This is a genomic window from Acidovorax sp. (assembly GCF_016783915.1).
Taxonomy (GTDB): domain Bacteria; phylum Pseudomonadota; class Gammaproteobacteria; order Burkholderiales; family Burkholderiaceae_C; genus Acidovorax.
The window spans coordinates 25,903-42,692 of the sequence record NZ_JADHVT010000027.1; the positions used below are offsets into that span (position 1 = coordinate 25,903).

15 protein-coding genes are annotated in these 16,790 nt (G+C 65.3%); 3 read left to right on the forward strand and 12 right to left on the reverse strand.

The window, feature by feature from the left end:
* Positions 1-67 precede the first annotated feature (67 nt).
* Complete coding sequence (locus ISS20_RS07920; RefSeq protein ID WP_291435399.1) at positions 68-793, reverse strand: hypothetical protein; 726 nt, start codon at positions 791-793, stop codon at positions 68-70.
* Between the two features lie 42 nt (positions 794-835).
* On the opposite strand from ISS20_RS07920, the gene ISS20_RS07925 reads away from it, so the two are divergent.
* Positions 836-3,301 carry a UvrD-helicase domain-containing protein gene (locus ISS20_RS07925; RefSeq protein ID WP_291435401.1) on the forward strand — a complete coding sequence of 822 codons (2,466 nt, stop codon included), beginning with the start codon at positions 836-838 and terminating at the stop codon, positions 3,299-3,301.
* 189 nt (positions 3,302-3,490) lie between these two features.
* On the opposite strand, the gene ISS20_RS07930 is transcribed toward ISS20_RS07925, so the two are convergent.
* From ISS20_RS07930 to ISS20_RS07955, 6 genes are all read right to left on the reverse strand, one after another.
* Positions 3,491-4,480, reverse strand: coding sequence for a tripartite tricarboxylate transporter substrate binding protein (locus tag ISS20_RS07930; protein WP_291435403.1), 990 nt, complete (start codon positions 4,478-4,480; stop codon positions 3,491-3,493).
* Positions 4,481-4,652: 172 nt separating this feature from the next.
* Positions 4,653-5,264, reverse strand: a complete 612-nt coding sequence (locus ISS20_RS07935; protein ID WP_291435405.1) for a malonic semialdehyde reductase — start codon at positions 5,262-5,264, stop codon at positions 4,653-4,655.
* 15 nt (positions 5,265-5,279) lie between these two features.
* Entirely contained in the window at positions 5,280-6,236 is a 957-nt protein-coding gene (locus ISS20_RS07940; RefSeq protein WP_291435407.1) for a tripartite tricarboxylate transporter substrate binding protein, read from the reverse strand.
* Positions 6,233-7,039 carry a citryl-CoA lyase gene (locus ISS20_RS07945; protein WP_291435409.1) on the reverse strand — a complete coding sequence of 269 codons (807 nt, stop codon included), beginning with the start codon at positions 7,037-7,039 and terminating at the stop codon, positions 6,233-6,235. Before ISS20_RS07945 ends, ISS20_RS07940 begins: the two co-directional genes overlap by 4 nt.
* Before the next feature lie 22 nt (positions 7,040-7,061).
* Positions 7,062-7,955, reverse strand: coding sequence for a dioxygenase (locus ISS20_RS07950; protein WP_291435411.1), 894 nt, complete (start codon positions 7,953-7,955; stop codon positions 7,062-7,064).
* A 42-nt stretch (positions 7,956-7,997) separates the two neighbouring features.
* Positions 7,998-9,149 carry a CoA transferase gene (locus ISS20_RS07955; protein ID WP_291435413.1) on the reverse strand — a complete coding sequence of 384 codons (1,152 nt, stop codon included), beginning with the start codon at positions 9,147-9,149 and terminating at the stop codon, positions 7,998-8,000.
* A gap of 159 nt (positions 9,150-9,308) precedes the next feature.
* On the opposite strand from ISS20_RS07955, the gene ISS20_RS07960 reads away from it, so the two are divergent.
* Positions 9,309-10,229 carry a LysR substrate-binding domain-containing protein gene (locus ISS20_RS07960; protein ID WP_291435415.1) on the forward strand — a complete coding sequence of 307 codons (921 nt, stop codon included), beginning with the start codon at positions 9,309-9,311 and terminating at the stop codon, positions 10,227-10,229.
* A 305-nt stretch (positions 10,230-10,534) separates the two neighbouring features.
* On the opposite strand, the gene ISS20_RS07965 is transcribed toward ISS20_RS07960, so the two are convergent.
* From ISS20_RS07965 to ISS20_RS07985, 5 genes are all read right to left on the reverse strand, one after another.
* Positions 10,535-12,487 carry an alkaline phosphatase PhoX gene (locus ISS20_RS07965; protein WP_291435417.1) on the reverse strand — a complete coding sequence of 651 codons (1,953 nt, stop codon included), beginning with the start codon at positions 12,485-12,487 and terminating at the stop codon, positions 10,535-10,537.
* 250 nt (positions 12,488-12,737) lie between these two features.
* A complete protein-coding gene (locus ISS20_RS07970) occupies positions 12,738-13,529 on the reverse strand; it encodes a FecR domain-containing protein (RefSeq protein WP_291435419.1) in 792 nt (263 codons plus the stop codon).
* A complete protein-coding gene (locus ISS20_RS07975; RefSeq protein WP_291435421.1) occupies positions 13,477-14,331 on the reverse strand; it encodes a BPSS1780 family membrane protein in 855 nt (284 codons plus the stop codon). The genes ISS20_RS07970 and ISS20_RS07975 overlap by 53 nt, the downstream gene beginning before the upstream one ends.
* Positions 14,332-14,499: 168 nt before the next feature.
* Positions 14,500-15,453, reverse strand: a complete 954-nt coding sequence (locus ISS20_RS07980; protein ID WP_260666724.1) for a homoserine kinase — start codon at positions 15,451-15,453, stop codon at positions 14,500-14,502.
* Positions 15,454-15,557: 104 nt separating this feature from the next.
* Complete coding sequence (locus tag ISS20_RS07985) at positions 15,558-15,926, reverse strand: hypothetical protein (protein ID WP_291435426.1); 369 nt, start codon at positions 15,924-15,926, stop codon at positions 15,558-15,560.
* A gap of 52 nt (positions 15,927-15,978) precedes the next feature.
* On the opposite strand from ISS20_RS07985, the gene ISS20_RS07990 reads away from it, so the two are divergent.
* A partial coding sequence (locus tag ISS20_RS07990; protein ID WP_291435428.1) for a 5'-3' exonuclease H3TH domain-containing protein occupies positions 15,979-16,790 on the forward strand: 812 nt, incomplete at its 3' end.

Sequence of the window (16,790 nt, forward strand, 5' to 3'; positions counted from 1 at the left end):
TCAAGAAACTTGGGCCCGGTGCTTGATTCTACCCGCCTGCCAAATGGCCGTCATAACGGCCCCGGTATTACCTGCATACGGATTGGGCGGCCGCCACGATGCTGCCCGAGGCATCTTGCACCCAGCCGACCAGATGCAGCCGCTCGGCCTGCGCGCCATCGGGGATGCGCATGGAGCGGGTCTCCATCCATGCCCACGGCTTGCCTTTGCTGCTTGCGGCCCGGTATGCCTGGGGCCAGGTGCCCTCGAACTGGTTGCGCACGATGAAACGGGGCACCACCGTGCCGTCGGTGCCTGTGGGGATGGCCTCCACCAGCAGCAGGCGAAAGGCAAGGGGCGTGGCAGCAGCCTTGCGCTGTGGCGCCACGGGGGAGGGGGTGAAGTTGATACCTGTGCCCACATAGTCATTGAACGCCACCCCGTGGGCCACGCGCAACCGGCCGCGTGCCGCTCCATCCACTGGTGTGACATACACATCGGTGGAAATGGGCGGCTTGCGCCCCAGGGCCTTCAGGCGCGGCAGAGCATCGGTTGTGGCCGCAGCCGACAAGGGGGCTTCATCGCCCGTCTTGCCGGGCACGATCCAGTCCAGCACCATGGCACCTGCGTTGGCCGACGGTGCCGGGGTGGCAGCATCGCCCCAGCAGGCCTCGCAGTCGGCGCTGATGAATCGCTCGAACACGGCCAAAGGCCTGGGGGTGCCGTCGCTGCTGCAACTGGCCTGGGCCAGCGCCTGGGGGGCATGCGCCAGTGCAAGCCACAGGCTGGCCAGGGTGAGGGCAATGTTTTTCATGGTGTGGGGCAGCGTGGGGCAGGGGCTTTCTACAATGGCTGGATGTTCCCACAAGACCCGTTTTCGGGTGTGCCAGATGCGCTGGTGCCCCCACACTCCGGTGCGCCCTCGGCTGCATCCCCCCTTCTGACTAACCTGAATGACGAGCAACTGGCTGCGGTGACGCTGCCCGCAGGCCATGCCCTCATCCTGGCGGGGGCCGGGTCGGGCAAGACCCGGGTGCTTACCACCCGCATCGCCTGGCTGCTGCAGAACGGCTACGCCACGCCGGGCGGTATCCTGGCCGTCACCTTCACCAACAAGGCCGCCAAGGAGATGGTGGCCCGTCTGTCGGCCATGTTGCCGGTGAACGTGCGCGGCATGTGGATCGGTACCTTCCACGGCTTGTGCAACCGGCTGCTGCGCGCGCACCACAAGGCGGCGGGGCTGTCGCAGTCGTTCCAGATCCTCGACACCCAGGACCAGCTCTCGGCCATCAAGCGCCTTTGCAAGCAGCACAACGTGGACGATGAGCGTTTTCCACCCAAGCAGCTGGCGTATTTCATTGCCAATTGCAAGGAAGAAGGCCTGCGCCCCGCCAACGTGGAGGCGCACGACAGCGACGCCCGCAAGAAGGTCGAGATCTATCAGCTGTACGAAGAGCAATGCCAGCGCGAGGGCGTGGTGGACTTTGGCGAACTGATGCTGCGCAGCTACGAGCTGCTGCGCGACAACGACCCCATTCGCGAGCATTACCAGCGCCGCTTTGCGCACATCCTGGTCGATGAGTTCCAGGACACCAACAAGCTGCAGTACGCCTGGCTCAAGCAGCTGGCGGGTAACGACGTGGGCGGGCGCTTTGAAGCGCGCGGCAGCGTGATCGCAGTGGGCGACGACGACCAGAGCATCTACGCCTTCCGTGGCGCGCGCGTGGGCAACATGACCGACTTTGTGCGCGAGTTCGATGTGCAACGCCAGATCAAGCTGGAGCAGAACTACCGCAGCTACAGCAACATCCTTGACTCGGCCAATGCCCTCATCAGCCACAACAGCCGCCGCCTGGGCAAGAACCTGCGTACGACGCAGGGCGCGGGCGAGCCCGTGCGTGTGTACGAGGCCAGCTCCGACCTGGCCGAGGCGCAGTGGATGGTGGATGAGATCAAGCAACTGGTGCGCAATGACGGCTTTGAGCGCAAAGAGATTGCAGTGCTTTATCGCAGCAACGCACAAAGCCGGGTGATCGAATCGGCACTGTTCAATGCCAGCGTGCCCTACCGCGTGTATGGCGGCCTGCGGTTTTTTGAACGCGCTGAAATCAAGCACGCACTGGCCTACCTGCGTCTGCTGGAGAACCCGCACGACGACACCAGCTTCACGCGCGTGGTCAACTTTCCGCCGCGTGGCATTGGCGCGCGCAGCATCGAGGTGCTGCAAGACGCTGCCCGCGCCGCGGGCTGCTCGCTGCACGACGCGGTGAGCGCCGTGCCCGGCAAGGCGGGCGCCAACCTGGGCGCGTTTGTGGCCATGGTGGATGTGCTGCGCGAGCAGACGCAGGGCCTGAACCTGCGCGGCATCATCGAGCAGATGCTCGAATCCACGGGCTTGGTGGAACACTTTCGCACCGAAAAGGAAGGCGCCGACCGCATCGAAAACCTGGAAGAACTGGTCAACGCCGCCGAGAGCTTTGTCACGCAAGAGGGCTTTGGCCGCGATGCCGTGGCGCTGCCGCTGGATGAGCATGGCACGCCGCTGACCCAGAGCGCGGTCAGCCAGGGGCTGGACCCCAACGCACCGGTGCTGGACGAACCTCTGAAACCCGCCGTGCCCGGCATTGTGGATGCCGACACCGGCGAAACCCTCTCGCCCCTCGCAGCCTTCCTGACCCATGCCGCCCTAGAGGCGGGCGACAACCAGGCCCAGGCCGGGCAAGACGCTGTGCAGCTCATGACCGTGCACGCCAGCAAGGGGCTGGAGTTTGACTGCGTGTTCATCGGTGGCATGGAGGAGGGCCTGTTCCCCCATGAGAACTCCGCCAGCGACCGCGACGGCCTGGAGGAGGAGCGCCGCCTGATGTACGTGGCCATCACCCGCGCGCGCAAGCGCCTGTACTTGAGCCACTCGCAGACGCGCATGCTGCACGGGCAAACGCGCTACAACATCAAGAGCCGGTTTTTTGACGAGCTGCCCGAAGCGGCGCTCAAGTGGATCACGCCCAAGCAGCAGGGGTTTGGGTCTTACCAGCCGGGTTCTGCTCCTTATTCAGGAGCATCCGGGGCATATTCGGCTAGCGCAAGAGGCCAATTTGGCTTCAAGTCCGAGACGTTTGCCAGCCCCCCCGTGCCTGCGCAGAAGGCCGCGCCGTCCCACGGCCTGCGCGCAGGGATTGCCGTGTTCCACACCAAGTTTGGAGAGGGCAAGGTGCTGGCCATTGAAGGCACGGGCGACGACGCACGTGCACAGGTCAACTTTCCGCGCCACGGCACCAAGTGGCTGGCGCTGTCGGTGGCCAAGCTGACGGTGGTGGAGTAAATCCAATACCCGAGCCACGGGTTTGGCTGCAGTGGTTGGCGTGTGCCCGACCCGTGGCTGCCCACCAAGGTCGGGGCTTTTGCTCCGGGGCTGTAAGGTTACACGGCTGCCCTGCTGCCACATCGGCACCCTTGCCGCTAGTGCTGCACAGGTCTGTGGCCCCGTGCAGAGCAGCGAGGCTGTTGTGGGTCAATCCACCTTGATGTTGCGCGCCTTGACCACGCGGCTGTAGATGTCCGCATCGCGGCGCACCATTGCTGCCATTTCGGTGCGCGACACGCCCAGCGGCTCGCTGTTGAGGTCCCGGATGCGGCGCGACAGATCGGGGTCCTTGCTCGCCTCCACCAGCAGCGCATTGAAGCGGGTCAAAATAGGCACTGGTGTGGCGGCCGGCGGCCAGATGCCGTGCCAGGACATCATCGAGAAGCCGGACATCACCTCGGACAACGTAGGCACATCGGGCAGCGCGGGGTGGCGTGTGGGCCCCGAGTAAGCCAGCGCCTGTACCTTCCCGCTGCTGATCAGTGGGTAGCCCGTGGCAATCGGCTCCATGAGCGTGTCCACTTGCCCACCCACCAGGTCAGCGATGGGGCTTGCACGGTAAGGCACATGCAGCATGTCGATACCCACCTCGTCCTTGAGGGATTCCACGATCAGCTGCGACGGGCTGCCAGCTCCGTATGAAGCGTGCGAGTAGACGCCCGGCTTGCCCTTGGCGGCCGCCACAAGGTCCTTGATGGTCTTGGCCGGGAATTTGTTAGTGGCGATGAGTACCAGACCCTGACGCATGGTCGTGGCCACCGGCACCAAGTCCCTGTCGGGGTCGAAGGGCAGCTTGCTGTAGATGTACGGGTTGATCGTGAACGCCGTGGACAGGTTGTACAGGAAGGTGTAACCATCCGGTGCCGATTTGGCCACGGTGTCTGACGCGAGGTTGCCGGCCGTGCCGGGTCTGTTGTCAATCACCACGGGAACGCCGAGTTTTTTGCCCGCGTACTCGCCGTACATGCGGGCAAAGATGTCGGGTGGGGTGCCCGGAGCGAACCCCACCACGATCTTGATGGGCTTGTTCGGCCACTCAGCGCCTTGCGCATGGGCGGGCGCGGTCAACAGGCTGCTGCCCAGGCCTACGACCAGGCTAGCTGCCAGGCCCACAGTCATCCGGATTCTCAAACGCATTCTTGTCTCCTTGTGCGGGTTCGAGCCCGCTATGTTGTTGCTTCGTCTCTTGCACTGCGTGCGGGGCGTTCGTGGGTGGGGCTCCCGGCCTCGCCAGAATTCACATCGCCCCTGTCTGCATCGTCTTGGGTCAATCGATGGCGTTACTCCTTTCGGGCAGCGCTGTGCCTGGTCACGCTACGGCGCAGGCTTGTGAAAAATCGAGTCTGACTGCGCGGGGGCGCGCCGGAGCGCCCGCGGCGAAGCCGACGTTGAGGAGGAAATCAACCTCCCAGCGCCCATCACTGAAAAAGCTGTCGTTCACCCCTTGGGCATCGAAGCCGCTCATCGGGCCGCAGGCCAGCCCCAGCGCACGCGCGGCCAGGATCAGGTACCCGCCGGTGAGCGTGGCATTGCGTTGCGCGGTGGCGCGCGCAAGCGCTGGGTCGCGCTCAAAGTTTTCTTGCGTACCGGGCATGTGCCACAGGGTGGGCATCCACTCGTAGAAGCGGGTATCGCGCGCCACGATCACGGTGACCGGTGCTGCGCTCACCTTGTCGCGGTTGCCAGGCGCCACATGTGGCAGCAGCCGCTTGCGCGCCACTTCGCTGACCACAAAAACAAAACGCGCGGGCTGGCAGTTCATGGAGGTGGGGCCCAGGCTCGCCAGTGCATACAGCTGTTCCAGCGTGGTGCGGGGAATGGGCGTGGGGTCGAACTGCGCGCAAGTCCGGGCATGGGTGAACAGTTGCGCCAGAGCCTCCGCGCTGATCCCTGCAGGCGGGCTGGTGGGGTGGGGGTGCATAGCCGTCTCCTGGCGTCAGTCGACCTGCGCGCCCGAGCGCCGCACCGCCTCGCCCCATTTAGCGATCTCCGCCGCGGCAAAGCTGGCCATTTCTGCGGCACTCATCGTTGTGGGTTCAATGCCTTGCGCCACCAGTTTCTCGCGCACCTCTGCCTGGACCAGCGCAGCCTGCGTGGCCTCGCGCAACGGGTCTCTCAGTGCAGCGGGCATCGTGACGGGCGCATACAGCATGAACCAGGCCACCAGGTCGAAGCCGGGAACGCCTTGCTCGGCGAGCGTGGGGACGTCGGGTGCGGCTGTGCTGCGTTGGGCGCTCGATGTGCCCAGCGCGCGCAGTTTGCCCGCGCGGATGTGCGGTAGCACGGCCGCCGGGTGGTAGAACATGAACTGCACGTTGCCGGCCATCACCTCGGTCAGTGCCTGCGCGCCATCGCGGTACGGCACATGCACAAAGTCCTTGGCGAGGCGGAGATTGAGCGTTTCGCCTGCCAGGTGGCCCGAGGTGCCGTTGCCTGCAGAGGCGAAGCTCACGGCCTTGCCGCTGGCCTGGCGCAGGTCAGCCACGCCCTTCCATGGTGCACTGGCAGGCACCACCAGCAGGGTGGGCGTGGCGCCCACAAAACCCAGTGGCACAAAGTCACGCAACGGCTGGTAGGTCAGCTTCTTGTACAGCGACGGGTTGATGGCGTGTGTGCCTACAGTGCCCAGCAGTAGCGTGTTGGCGTCCGCACCGGCACGCGCCACCATCTCGCTGCCGATGGTGCCGCCTGCGCCGGGCTTGTTCTCCACGATCACGGTCTGCGCGAGCTGCCGCCCCAGGGCCTCAGCCAGTATGCGGCCCACGATGTCGGTGGAGGTGCCGGCCGCAAACGGAACCACCAGCCTGATGGGACGGCCATTGCCCTGGGCCAGGGCCCCGTTGGCCAGCAGGGCCAGGGCGGTGGCTGCAAGGATTTGGCGGCGCCCAGTCATGCGACTTCTCCAAATCCTTCGGGCACGCTGCCGTCGTACTGCAGTTCGCGCGTGGCCTGGTAGGACAGCGCAAAGCCGCTCGGCGTTTCGGCCTCTTCGGCCAGATGCGCGATGAGGCCCGCCGTGCGCGCCAGGATGGGCACGCCGCGCAGCGAGGCCACCGGGAAACCCACGCCCATCAGCACCGCAGGGATGGCGGCCGAGACGTTCAGACGCAGCTCCTTGCCCACGATACCGGGGATCACCCTCTCCAGCGCTTGGGCGATCTGCACGTAGCGTAAGTCGGCGTCTGCTTCGGTGGCCACGGCAATGAGTCGGCCGACACGCGGGTCCATTTCCTTGTGCAGTGGGTGGCCGTAGCCTGGGATGGAGCGGCGAGCTGCCTTGAGCTCGGTGACCACCGCAGTGGCCGCCTCGTCCATTGTGGCGCCGGAGTCCATCCGCGCTGCCACGTCGGCGAACATGCGGCCCGCGGTTTCCGACGCGCCGAGAATCACTGAACCGCAGCCCAGAATGCCAGCGGCCACCGCGCCCTGCAGCGCGTCGGGCGCTGCCGCAAAGGTCATGCGGCTGGCCTGCACACTAGGCACCAGACCATGTTCTGCAATCGCCACCAGCGTGGCGTTGAGCACCGCGCTGCAGGCCCTATCCGGCCGGCGGCCGGTGAGCAGCAGGAAGAAGTAGTCGGCAAACGAGATGTGGCCGATCAGGTCCTGGCACAGGTTCTCGCCGCGCACGACGATGGTGTGCTCGTTGGAGGTGCAGATGGCGGTGCGTGGGACGGTAGATTTTCCGATTTTCATGGTGTGGCTCCCGGCGTCTTCTTCAGGCGTGGTGGGGTTCGAGGCGGAAGTCGTAATGCGCTGACCAGTAAGGCTGGCCCTGCACGCTGCCGTCGGGGGCTTTGCCGGCGGGGTGCTGCTCGAAGTCCACAATCAGGCTGGGCCGCACGCCGAATACGGCGTCCGAGTCGATGTAGGGGCTGTTGGCCACGAACAGATGGGTGGTGACCCGTGCATGCCCGGGTGCGGACACCATCATGTGAATGTGGCCCGGACGGTTGGGGTGGCGGCCCATGCCGTCGAGCATGCGGCCCACAGGCCCATCCACCGGCACGGGATAGAAGCTCGGGCGGATGGACCAGAACCAGTAGCGGCCCTGCGTATCGGTGCGGATGCGTGCGCGCGCGGCCATGCCAGAGCCCTCCACCTGCATGTCGTACACGCCCTCGCCGTCGCCCGACCAGATGTCGAGCAGCGCACCTGCCAGGGGCTGGCCGTGTGTATCGGTCACGCGGCCGCTGTAGAAGGTGGGCTCGCCCTTCACGCCTTCGGACAGGTTGGCGCCCAGCGGCAGTTCGGGTGCACCCTCCCAGTAGTAGGGCCCCTGCACCGTGGCCTCGGTGGCTTCGGTCACGCGCTGGCTACCCTTGGCATGGGCCGTGGCGCGCAGTTGGTCAAGCATCACCACCATCATCGATGCGCCCAACGTATCCGACAGCAGGATGAACTCCTGCCGCTGGCCAGTGCAGGCCTTACCCACGGCGGTCAGGAACTCGATACCTTGCATCCATTCGTCCGGCTTCAGGTCCACCTCGCGGATGAATGCATGCAGGTGCGTGACCAGCGATTGCATGATCTCTGCAAAACGCGGATCGCTGGCGCCATCCAGGCGCTGCAGCACGGCCTGGGTCAGCTCGTTCTCGTTCGATGGGGTCATGGTGTCGTGTCTCCTTGTCTGTTCTTGTGCTCGGCTTGCGGGTCAGAGCGCTTGCCCGAGGCGCTGGCGTATCGGTCCCACGATGGCCTCGTTGTCCGCCCCCAGCGTGGGTGGTGCACTGACCTCCAGTGCGCGCTCGCCGTCAAAGCTCAAGGGCGAGCGGATGGTGCGCCACTCGCCGCCTTCGGGGTGGGGCGCGCTCACCTCCAGCTGCAGGTGCAGGGCCTGCGGGTCTTGCATGGCCTCGCGCGTGTCGTACATCGGGGCGTGGGGCACGTCCTGCGCCTGCAGCCGGGCACACCAGGTGTCGCGTGTCTGCTGGCGGAACAATTCGCCCAGCAGTTCGATCAAATCCTCTTGGTGGGTGATGCGCGCCTCGCGCGTCGCAAAGCGCGGGTCGTCGAAAAGGTGCGGCCGCTCGATGGCGTTGGCCAGGCCCTGCCAGAACTTCTCGGGCGAAGACATGTGCAGCGCAATCCACAGGCCGTCAGCACATTCGAGCACGTACGACTGCGAGACGCTGGGCCGGCTGTACGGGCCCATGATTTCGTTCTCGGAAAAGTAGTGCGTGAACGCGTCGAGGTTGAAGTGGCACATGGCTTCCAGCATGGACACTTCGACCTTGCGGCCTACGCCCGTTCTGCCACGTTCCACCAGGGCGCCCAGAACGCCATAGGCCGCGTAGAAGCCCGTCATGGCATCGGCGAGGGCCGGCCCCACCACGCGGGGGTTGGCCGGGTTTACCAGCAGCTTGAGAAAGCCGCTTGCGGCCTGCGCCACCGTGTCGTAGGCGGGGCGACCGGCAGCGGGGCCACTTTGCCCGAAGCCGCTGATCGCGCAGTACACCAGGCGCGGGTTCAGGCCGCGCAGCCGGGTCTCGCCCGCACCCAGCCGTTCGGCCGCGCCGGGGCGAAAGTTCTGGATATACACGTCCGCATCCTTGACCAGCTCGTCGAATACGGCTGCGTCCTCGGGCAGCTTGGGGTTGAGCGTGATGCTCCGCTTGTTGCGGTTGTACGTCTGGAAGTGGGGGCTATAGAGCCCTCCCCGAAAGGCTCGGAACGGGTCGCCCGCGCCTGGCTGCTCGATCTTGATGACCTCGGCTCCCAGGTCGGCCAGGAACATGCCCGCCGCGGGTCCCGTGATGAACGTGCCTTGCTCCAGCACTTTGATGCCACTGAGGACTTTTTGCACCGCTTGTCTCCTGTTGTGTGGTCGGTCCGACCGGTAGGACCGGTGGGAGCCACTGAGCCCTGATAGGGTTTGCGGTGGACTGTAGGGGACGCGCAGAATATTTGAAAATGATTGTTTTTCATCGTTACCATCGATGACATCGATCACAGGCGGGCAATCATGGAACTGAGGCATCTGCGCTACTTCATCGCTTTGGCGGGCTCACTCAATTTCACGCGGGCGGCTGAGCGGCTGCATGTGACGCAGTCAACGCTGTCGCACCAGATCAAGCAGCTCGAAGACGAGATCGGCGCGGCGCTGTTCGATCGCACGGGTAAGCGCGTGGCGCTGACCGAGGCGGGCGACGAGTTCCTGCACCACTGCACCAAGGCCCTGCAAGAGATCGACCTGGGCCTGGGCGCCCTGCGACAGAACAGCTCGGAAGTGACGGGGGAACTGCACATTGGCTCCACCCATACCTTCAACCTGGGATTCATTCCTGGGTGTATCGCCAGCTTTCACGAGCGCCATCCGCGCGTGAAGGTGGTGGTGGAAGAACTTTCGGCCGACCACATCGCCACGCGCCTGCAGCAGGGCACTCTGGACCTGGGCATTGCGTACCGACCCGCGGTGCCGGGGCCGCTGCAGTTTGAGCCGCTGTACAACGAAGAAATGGTGCTGGTGGTTGCCAAGGACCACCCCCTTGCACGGCGCAAGCGCCTGCGCATGGTGGAGCTGCACCGCATGCCCATGGCGCTTCTGCCCGCGAGTTTTGCCACCCGGCAGATGCTGGACGAGTGCTTTCGCTCGTGTGGCGCAGAGCCCCAGGTGGTCGCCGAAATCAATACCCTGGCACCCATGATGGAACTGGTGGGCAAGACACGGCTTGCGTCCATCGTCGCGGCCAATCTGGTTGCACCCACCTCGGGGTTGGTGATGGTGCGGCTGGAGAGCCCAACGCCCGTTCGCACCCCAGGTATGCTGTGGTCGCCGATGGCGCGGGAATCGGCACCCACCCGCGCTTTCTCTGCCATTGTGCGCAAGCTGGCGTTGCGTACCAGCCTTCAGGATGTGGCCCAGCGCTCCGGAAAGATGCGCTAGAGCCTGTTTGCAATATCGCCTCTGACCGCCTTCCTCATCCACGCCGCGCTCTAAGCCGGTGACAACCACGCCCAGGTCGGGCAAGACGCCGTGCAGCTCATGACCGTGCACGCCAGCAAGTGGCTGGCGCTGTCGGTGGCCAAGCTGACGGTGGTTGAATAGTTGGATGAATGTCTAATAGGACGGTAGCGATACTGAAATATGCTTGAGTAGCTATTAATTCTATAGCGTAATGCGCCAACAACAACGGGGCCCTGAGGCCCCGTTGGTCGTTCAAGCGGGCTGCGCCTGACGCAGCCCGGTGCTCAGCCCTGGTTCAGGCTGGGCTGCTTGGCAGCTGCCGTCAGGTAGCCCACGGCCGCGCCGTTCTTGTTCTTGTAGTTGGCCTTGATCATCGGATCGAGCGTATCTTTCACCACGCTGTGGATGGCGCCCCAGTCACCGGCGTGCTGGAAGTTGCTCATGATGTACGTCCAGCCGTTGATCTCGTCCACGGCGTGCAGACCGGTGGATTCGCCGCCCGCAGGGATCGACATCACGCGCGACAGCTGCTTGGTGTCCACGTTGTAGGCCCACAGGAAGTTGTTGACGTGCTGGCCACTGTCTTCGCCGATGAACAAGGTGCGCATCTTTTCGGAGAACTTGAGGTTGTCCGGGTTGGCGATGTTGTTGGGGTTGGCCGTGTTGCCCAGGGCGTCGGCGGTGATGTCTTCACCGGCCAGCAGCACCTTGGTGTCCACGGGCATCCATTCGCTGTTGATGGTGCCGCCGGCGGTGTCCTTCTGGCCACCCTTGAGGTTCAGCGCCATCACGGCGCCGGCCACCAGTTGCTTGGGCACCGAGATGCCGTTGCCCGGCACGTTGGCGGCGTTGCCTGCCACCATGGACGATTGGATGTTCTGCAGCGCAGAGTAGGCAATCTTGTCCTTGGCGTTGACGGTGGTGCCTTCCATCTTGGTGAAGCCCAGGCTGGCGCCGAGGTAGGCGGCGTAGCGATGGGTTTCCAGGAAGGCTGCGGCCTTCTCCATGCCGGGGTTCAGCTTGACCCACTCGGTCTTGCCGTTGGCCACAATCTTGGTGTAGCTGGCATCGGCCGGGTCTGCGCTCTTGACGGTCATGATGTCCGTGGGCTTGAGCGTGTTGGCCAGGTTCTCGATCTCGGCGCTGGTGGCCGAGCCCATCTTGATCCAGGTGAGGGGCGCCGCCGTGCCCACCTTGGGGTCGATGGAGAAGCCGCTGCCCACCTTGGCAACGTACAGCGTGCCGGACGACAGGTCTTTCTCCTTGTCGGCCACAAACACAAAGTAGCCGCTGTTGGTCGCGTCGTCGCCCATCAGCGCGGTGCGGTTGTCAGGCATCACCTGCACCAGCTCGTGCGAGATGCGGCCCATGCAGAAGTGCTTCTTGATGCTGGCAGTGCCGTCGGGGTTCACCGTCACTTCGGGCATGTGGCCGTAGTGGTAAGGGTTGGCCTTGGTTTCGTCGCCGTACAGGTTTTGGCTGTAGGCCTTGAACATGGCGTTGCTGGCGATGCTGAATGCGTCGGGCTCGTACTCTTCGCTCGACAGGTGGGTGCCCCACGGCGATAGGCTGGCGCCGCAGGTGATCCACAGGCCGTGCACCTTGGAGGTGTCCACGTTGTGGTACTTCACCAGGCTCAGCTTGCCGGTGGTCTGGTCCTGGTCCAGCGTCAGCACGGCAATGGGAGAAGGCAGCTTGCCGTACATGTCGGTCTTGCCGTCCTGGGCCCAGGTGGTGTATTCAAACTGCACCACGGCAAACACGGCCTTGCCCTTGAGGCCGGTCACGGTGGGGTTGGCCACGGTCAGCAGCGAGGTGCCGTCGGGTGCGTCGGAGTAGAAGTGGCGTTCTTTGCCCGCCACGGTGGCGTCGATGATGGGCTTGTTGTTGATGTCGTAGTAGCCACCCGACAGGATGGTGCCGCCCTTGCCGTCGGACACCATGTCGCCGGTCACGAAGAATGGCTGGTAGGCCAGTTGGTACGCGCGCACCGAGTCGTCGCTGAGCTTGATGTTGAGCGTGGAGCCCACGGTGGTCGTGGCCATGGCGGCGGCGTTGGCCAGGGTGGGGGCAGCCATCGACGTGAAGCTGGCCGACACAAAGCTGGGTGCTGCAGAGTCGCTGCCACCGCAGGCGGTCAGCAAGGCGGCCGAGGCACTGGCGCTGAGCGGCAACATGGGAACGCCGGCCAGCAGTTGCAGGGCCTTGCGGCGGGTGGGCATCGTCGGTTGGGTCATTTCGGAGTGTTTCCAGGTGGGTATGCGAACGGGCATGCCACGCCTTGATCCGACCTGGAGCCTTGTTGGAAAGGCGTGATGGGCGGGTGGCATGGAATCCAGCCCGCGATCCTAGGAATGCCTCGTGACAATGGTTTGACGTTTGTGTGACGGTTTGACGCCATGCCCAGCACATGGCGTGGCGACACCAGGGCACACCAGGGCATACGGGCGCAGCCGTCGCTGCACCTGTCCGGACGGTCAGTGTCGCTCAGTCTCTGGAGCCGGGTGGACCATAGGAGTTGCCCGTTCCGTAGGCGTTGCCGGGTGCGGGCGCGCCACCGCTGCCGTCCTTGATGCCCTTGCGCCCCGACACCTGCCATGCGGTGCGCTGGTTGACCAGCCCCGCCAGAAACTCCATCTCTTCGTCCGTGTGGTTGATGGCGCCTGCCGGTGTCAGAAGCCGCCCGTTGCGCGGCGCGGGTTCGGCCCAGAACGACTGGTGGTAGCTGGACTGGCTCACCAGGCGTTCGCCGCCCGCCGTCAGCTCCACCGTGCCGTAGCAGTTGCACAGGTAGCCGCGCTGGTCCTGGTTGGCAAACACTTCGGCGTACACCCCCGTGCCGCGGATACCAGCCGTGGCGGTGGGCAGCGCAATCTGCCGGTCGGGGCCGCGCCCCCACACCGTGGCCACCGCACCGCTGAGCAGGCGCAAGAGCTTGACGGCCGTGGGGGTGTCACTCTCCATTGCCATGCGCGAGTTCTGCCGCACCATGATGGCGCTGTCGCCCACCGAGAACACCAGGCTGGCACCGGGCCCAGTTTCGATGTGGTCGTTGGCGCTGATGGTGTGCTGCGCGGTCAGGGGCTCGCCATTGCGCAGCACCTCGCCCCGCACCTCCACGATGTTGCTGCGCGCCTGGGCATGGGCGGCGGCCCAGCCACCGCCTGCCACCCACAGCGCGGCGGCCTGTACCACGCTGCGCCGCTGGAACCAGACCAGCTCGTCGTCAGAGCGGCCCTGCAGGGGGGGTGTCGGGTGGATTGGGGGGCGGGTTGTCATGGGGCGCCTCTTCTTGCGCAGGGGTGGATGGGGGCTCGAAGCAGTCGCGGAAGGTGAAGACCACCGAGGTGAAGAACATCGCCGCCATCATCATGGCGGCGCCCACCATGATGCCACCGGCCATCGATCCCGCCAGCCCCGCCACGGCCAGCAGTGCAGACACGATGCTGACCACCAACCCGCCCAGCAGAAACACCCCCAGCCAGCCCAGTCCATAAACCAGGAACGCGCCAAAGTTGCGCACGCAGGCCACGATGCTGAAGAACAGTGCCTTGACCGGCGGCACACCATGCCAGTGCACCAGCCCCGGTGCATGCCAGAACAGCAGCGACAGCGGCAGGTACAGCACCATCGACAGCCACATGGCGCGCTGGAAGTCCGGGTTCTCTGCGATCTCCTTGGTCATGGGCGCGCCACCCAGGTACACCTGTGCAAACTGCCCGCCGTCGAGCAGGGCCGACAGGCCCATGATGCCGAGGAAAGCCACCGCATACAGCACACCCAGTGTCAGCATGTCGCGCAGCCGCTCGCGCCCGGTGCGAAACGCCACCAGCAGCACCGTGGGCATCGGAAACCGCCCTTGCGATGCCTGCGCCGCCGCCACCATCATGGCCAGTGTGGCCGACGGCAGCAGTACCAGTGCAATGGCTGGGCCCACCAGCGGGATCATCGTGGCCAGCGACATCGCCGCCATGGTCATGAAGAACAGCGCAGCCAGCGCCATGGGCTGCCGCCAGAACGCCCGGACGCCGAGCTTGACCCAGGCCATGCCGGTGCGTGCGGGAACGATGTGGAGTTTCATGAATACGTTGGAAAGGAGGAGAGGCCCAGCACCGCTGGCTGCGCCCCGGCGCCAATAAGGGGCGCCGAGCGGCTTTCGATGCTGAGTGGGCGAATAAGGTCGAATTTACCCCACTGCCCCAAACCGGTGGCTGGGCCAGGGGTTAGAGGCTGCCCGTCCGTTGTGGGATCAGCCCGCGTGCACGGGCAGGGCCAGTCGCCCGCGCAGCACGCGCTCGAAGTGCGTGGGGTCGTGGGGCTTGAGCATGGAGGCCTCGCGCGGCAGGTAAAAGTCCCACAGGCGCGAGATCCAGAACCGCAGCGCCCCGGCGCGCAGCATGGCGGGCAGCAGCTCGCGCTCGGCGGCCGTCAGCGGGCGCACGGCCTGGTAGGCGTCCAGCATGCGCGTGGCGCGCTCGGCGTCGTGGGTGCCGGTGGGCAGGTCGATACACCAGTCGTTCAGGCACACGGCCAGGTCAAACAGCCAGGTGTCCACACCTGCAAAGTAGAAGTCGAAGAAGCCTGTCAGCTCTTCACCCTCGAACATCACGTTGTCGCGGAACAGGTCTGCATGCACGGGCCCGCGCGGCAGGGCGGCATAGGCGGAGCTGGCGGCCACGTGGTTCTGGTAGGCCAGCTCGGACCGCAGCAATGCGGCCTGGGCGTCGTCAATGTGGGGCAGCACCACCGGCACCGTCTCGTTCCACCAGGGCAGCCCGCGCAGGTTGGGCTGGTGGCGGTCAAAGTCGCGGCCTGCCAGGTGCATGCGGGCCAGCATGGTGCCCACTGCGGCGCAGTGCACGCCTTGTGGCGCCAGCTGGCTCTTGCCGCGCAGCTTGTTGACCACGGCGGCAGGCTTGCCACACACGGTGTGCAGGATGTCGCCGTTCTTGTCGGCACGCGGGTCAGGCACGGGCACGCCGCCGTGCGCCAGGTGCTTCATCAGGTACAGGTAAAACGGTAGTTGCTCGGCCGTCAGGCGCTCGAACAGCGTCAGCACGAACTCGCCCTGGTCGCTGGTCAGAAAGTAGTTGGTGTTCTCGATGCCACCCTCGATGCCGCGCAGCTCCACCAGCTCGCCCAGTTGCAAACGGCGCAGCAACTCGCGCGCCTCGGGATTGGAGACTTCGGTAAAAACGGCCATCGCTCAGGGGTCGAAGAAATGAGAAGGAGAGGGGCTAAACAGCAGGCGGCGGGAGGAGGCTTAACCGGTGGCAGCGCAGTGTGTGCGTGCCACCCTGCAGACCATCAGAACTTGAACACGTTCCAGACGCGGGGTGCCGTGGTGGTCTCTGCGCCATTGTTGCCGCCAGCGCGGCTGCGCGCGCCGTCAGGCGACTGCACTTCGTAGGCGGGCAGGCTGCCGGTTTTGGGCTGCACCGAGATATTTTGGGTCTGCCCGCCTACCCGCAGCTCATCCACACGGCTGCCTGCGTCTTCGATCTGGATGCGCTCCGTGCGCTGGTTGGTGCGGCCAGACAGGGGCTCGGGATCGGGCAGCGCCTCGCGCTGTGCGCCAGTGCCTGAGGCGGTCGGGGCAGGGGATGGAGACGGGGTTTGGGCCAGGGCATTGCCGCAGGCCATGCCCAGCAGCAGGAGAAGGTGAACAGCGCGCATCGGGCGATTGTAGAGCGCCGCCCGGCGGGCGCTGCCCGTGCACAATTGCCGCATGAGCAACAAAAAGACCCTGGTGCTGGTGGATGGCTCCAGCTACCTCTACCGCGCCTTCCACGCCATGCCCGACCTCCGGGCCGTGCCGGGCGACCCCAGCAGTGCAGCCACAGGCGCCATTCGCGGCATGATCAACATGATGCAGGCCCTGCGCAAAGAGGTGGTGGCCGACTACGCCGTCTGCGTGTTCGACGCCTCGGGCCCCACCTTCCGCGACGCCCTGTACACCGAATACAAGGCCACGCGCTCGCCCATGCCCGACGACCTGCGCAGCCAGATCGAGCCCATCCACCAGGTGGTGGACTTGCTGGGCTGGAAGGTAGTGGCCGTGCCCGGCGTGGAGGCCGACGACGTGATCGCCACCCTGGCCCACATGGCCGCAGCGCAGGGCATTGAAGTCATCGTGTCCAGCGGCGACAAAGACTTGAGCCAGCTGGTCAACGAGCACATCACCATCATCGACACCATGAGCGGCAAGCGCCGCGATGTGGCGGGCGTGACGGCAGAGTTTGGCGTGCCACCCACGCTGATGGTGGACTACCAGGCCCTGGTGGGCGACACCGTGGACAACGTGCCCGGCGTGACCAAGGTAGGGCCCAAGACGGCCGCCAAGTGGCTGGAAGAATACGGCTCGCTCGACAACCTGATTGCCAACGCCGACGCCATCAAGGGCGTGGCGGGCAACAACCTGCGCGAGGCGATTGCCAGCGGCCAGCTGGCCTTGAGCCGCCAGCTCGTCACCATGAAGACCGACTGCGCGCTGGCCGACTACATCCCCGGCCTGCCTGGGTTTGATGACATCACGCTCGA

Coding starts and splice junctions, on each gene's coding strand:
- ISS20_RS07920 (WP_291435399.1), bottom strand. CDS start 793: ATGAAAAACATTGCCCTCACCCTGGCCAGCCTGTGGCTTGCACTGGCG.
- ISS20_RS07925 (WP_291435401.1), top strand. CDS start 836: ATGTTCCCACAAGACCCGTTTTCGGGTGTGCCAGATGCGCTGGTGCCC.
- ISS20_RS07930 (WP_291435403.1), bottom strand. CDS start 4,480: ATGCGTTTGAGAATCCGGATGACTGTGGGCCTGGCAGCTAGCCTGGTC.
- ISS20_RS07935 (WP_291435405.1), bottom strand. CDS start 5,264: ATGCACCCCCACCCCACCAGCCCGCCTGCAGGGATCAGCGCGGAGGCT.
- ISS20_RS07940 (WP_291435407.1), bottom strand. CDS start 6,236: ATGACTGGGCGCCGCCAAATCCTTGCAGCCACCGCCCTGGCCCTGCTG.
- ISS20_RS07945 (WP_291435409.1), bottom strand. CDS start 7,039: ATGAAAATCGGAAAATCTACCGTCCCACGCACCGCCATCTGCACCTCC.
- ISS20_RS07950 (WP_291435411.1), bottom strand. CDS start 7,955: ATGACCCCATCGAACGAGAACGAGCTGACCCAGGCCGTGCTGCAGCGC.
- ISS20_RS07960 (WP_291435415.1), top strand. CDS start 9,309: ATGGAACTGAGGCATCTGCGCTACTTCATCGCTTTGGCGGGCTCACTC.
- ISS20_RS07965 (WP_291435417.1), bottom strand. CDS start 12,487: ATGACCCAACCGACGATGCCCACCCGCCGCAAGGCCCTGCAACTGCTG.
- ISS20_RS07970 (WP_291435419.1), bottom strand. CDS start 13,529: ATGACAACCCGCCCCCCAATCCACCCGACACCCCCCCTGCAGGGCCGC.
- ISS20_RS07975 (WP_291435421.1), bottom strand. CDS start 14,331: ATGAAACTCCACATCGTTCCCGCACGCACCGGCATGGCCTGGGTCAAG.
- ISS20_RS07980 (WP_260666724.1), bottom strand. CDS start 15,453: ATGGCCGTTTTTACCGAAGTCTCCAATCCCGAGGCGCGCGAGTTGCTG.
- ISS20_RS07985 (WP_291435426.1), bottom strand. CDS start 15,926: ATGCGCGCTGTTCACCTTCTCCTGCTGCTGGGCATGGCCTGCGGCAAT.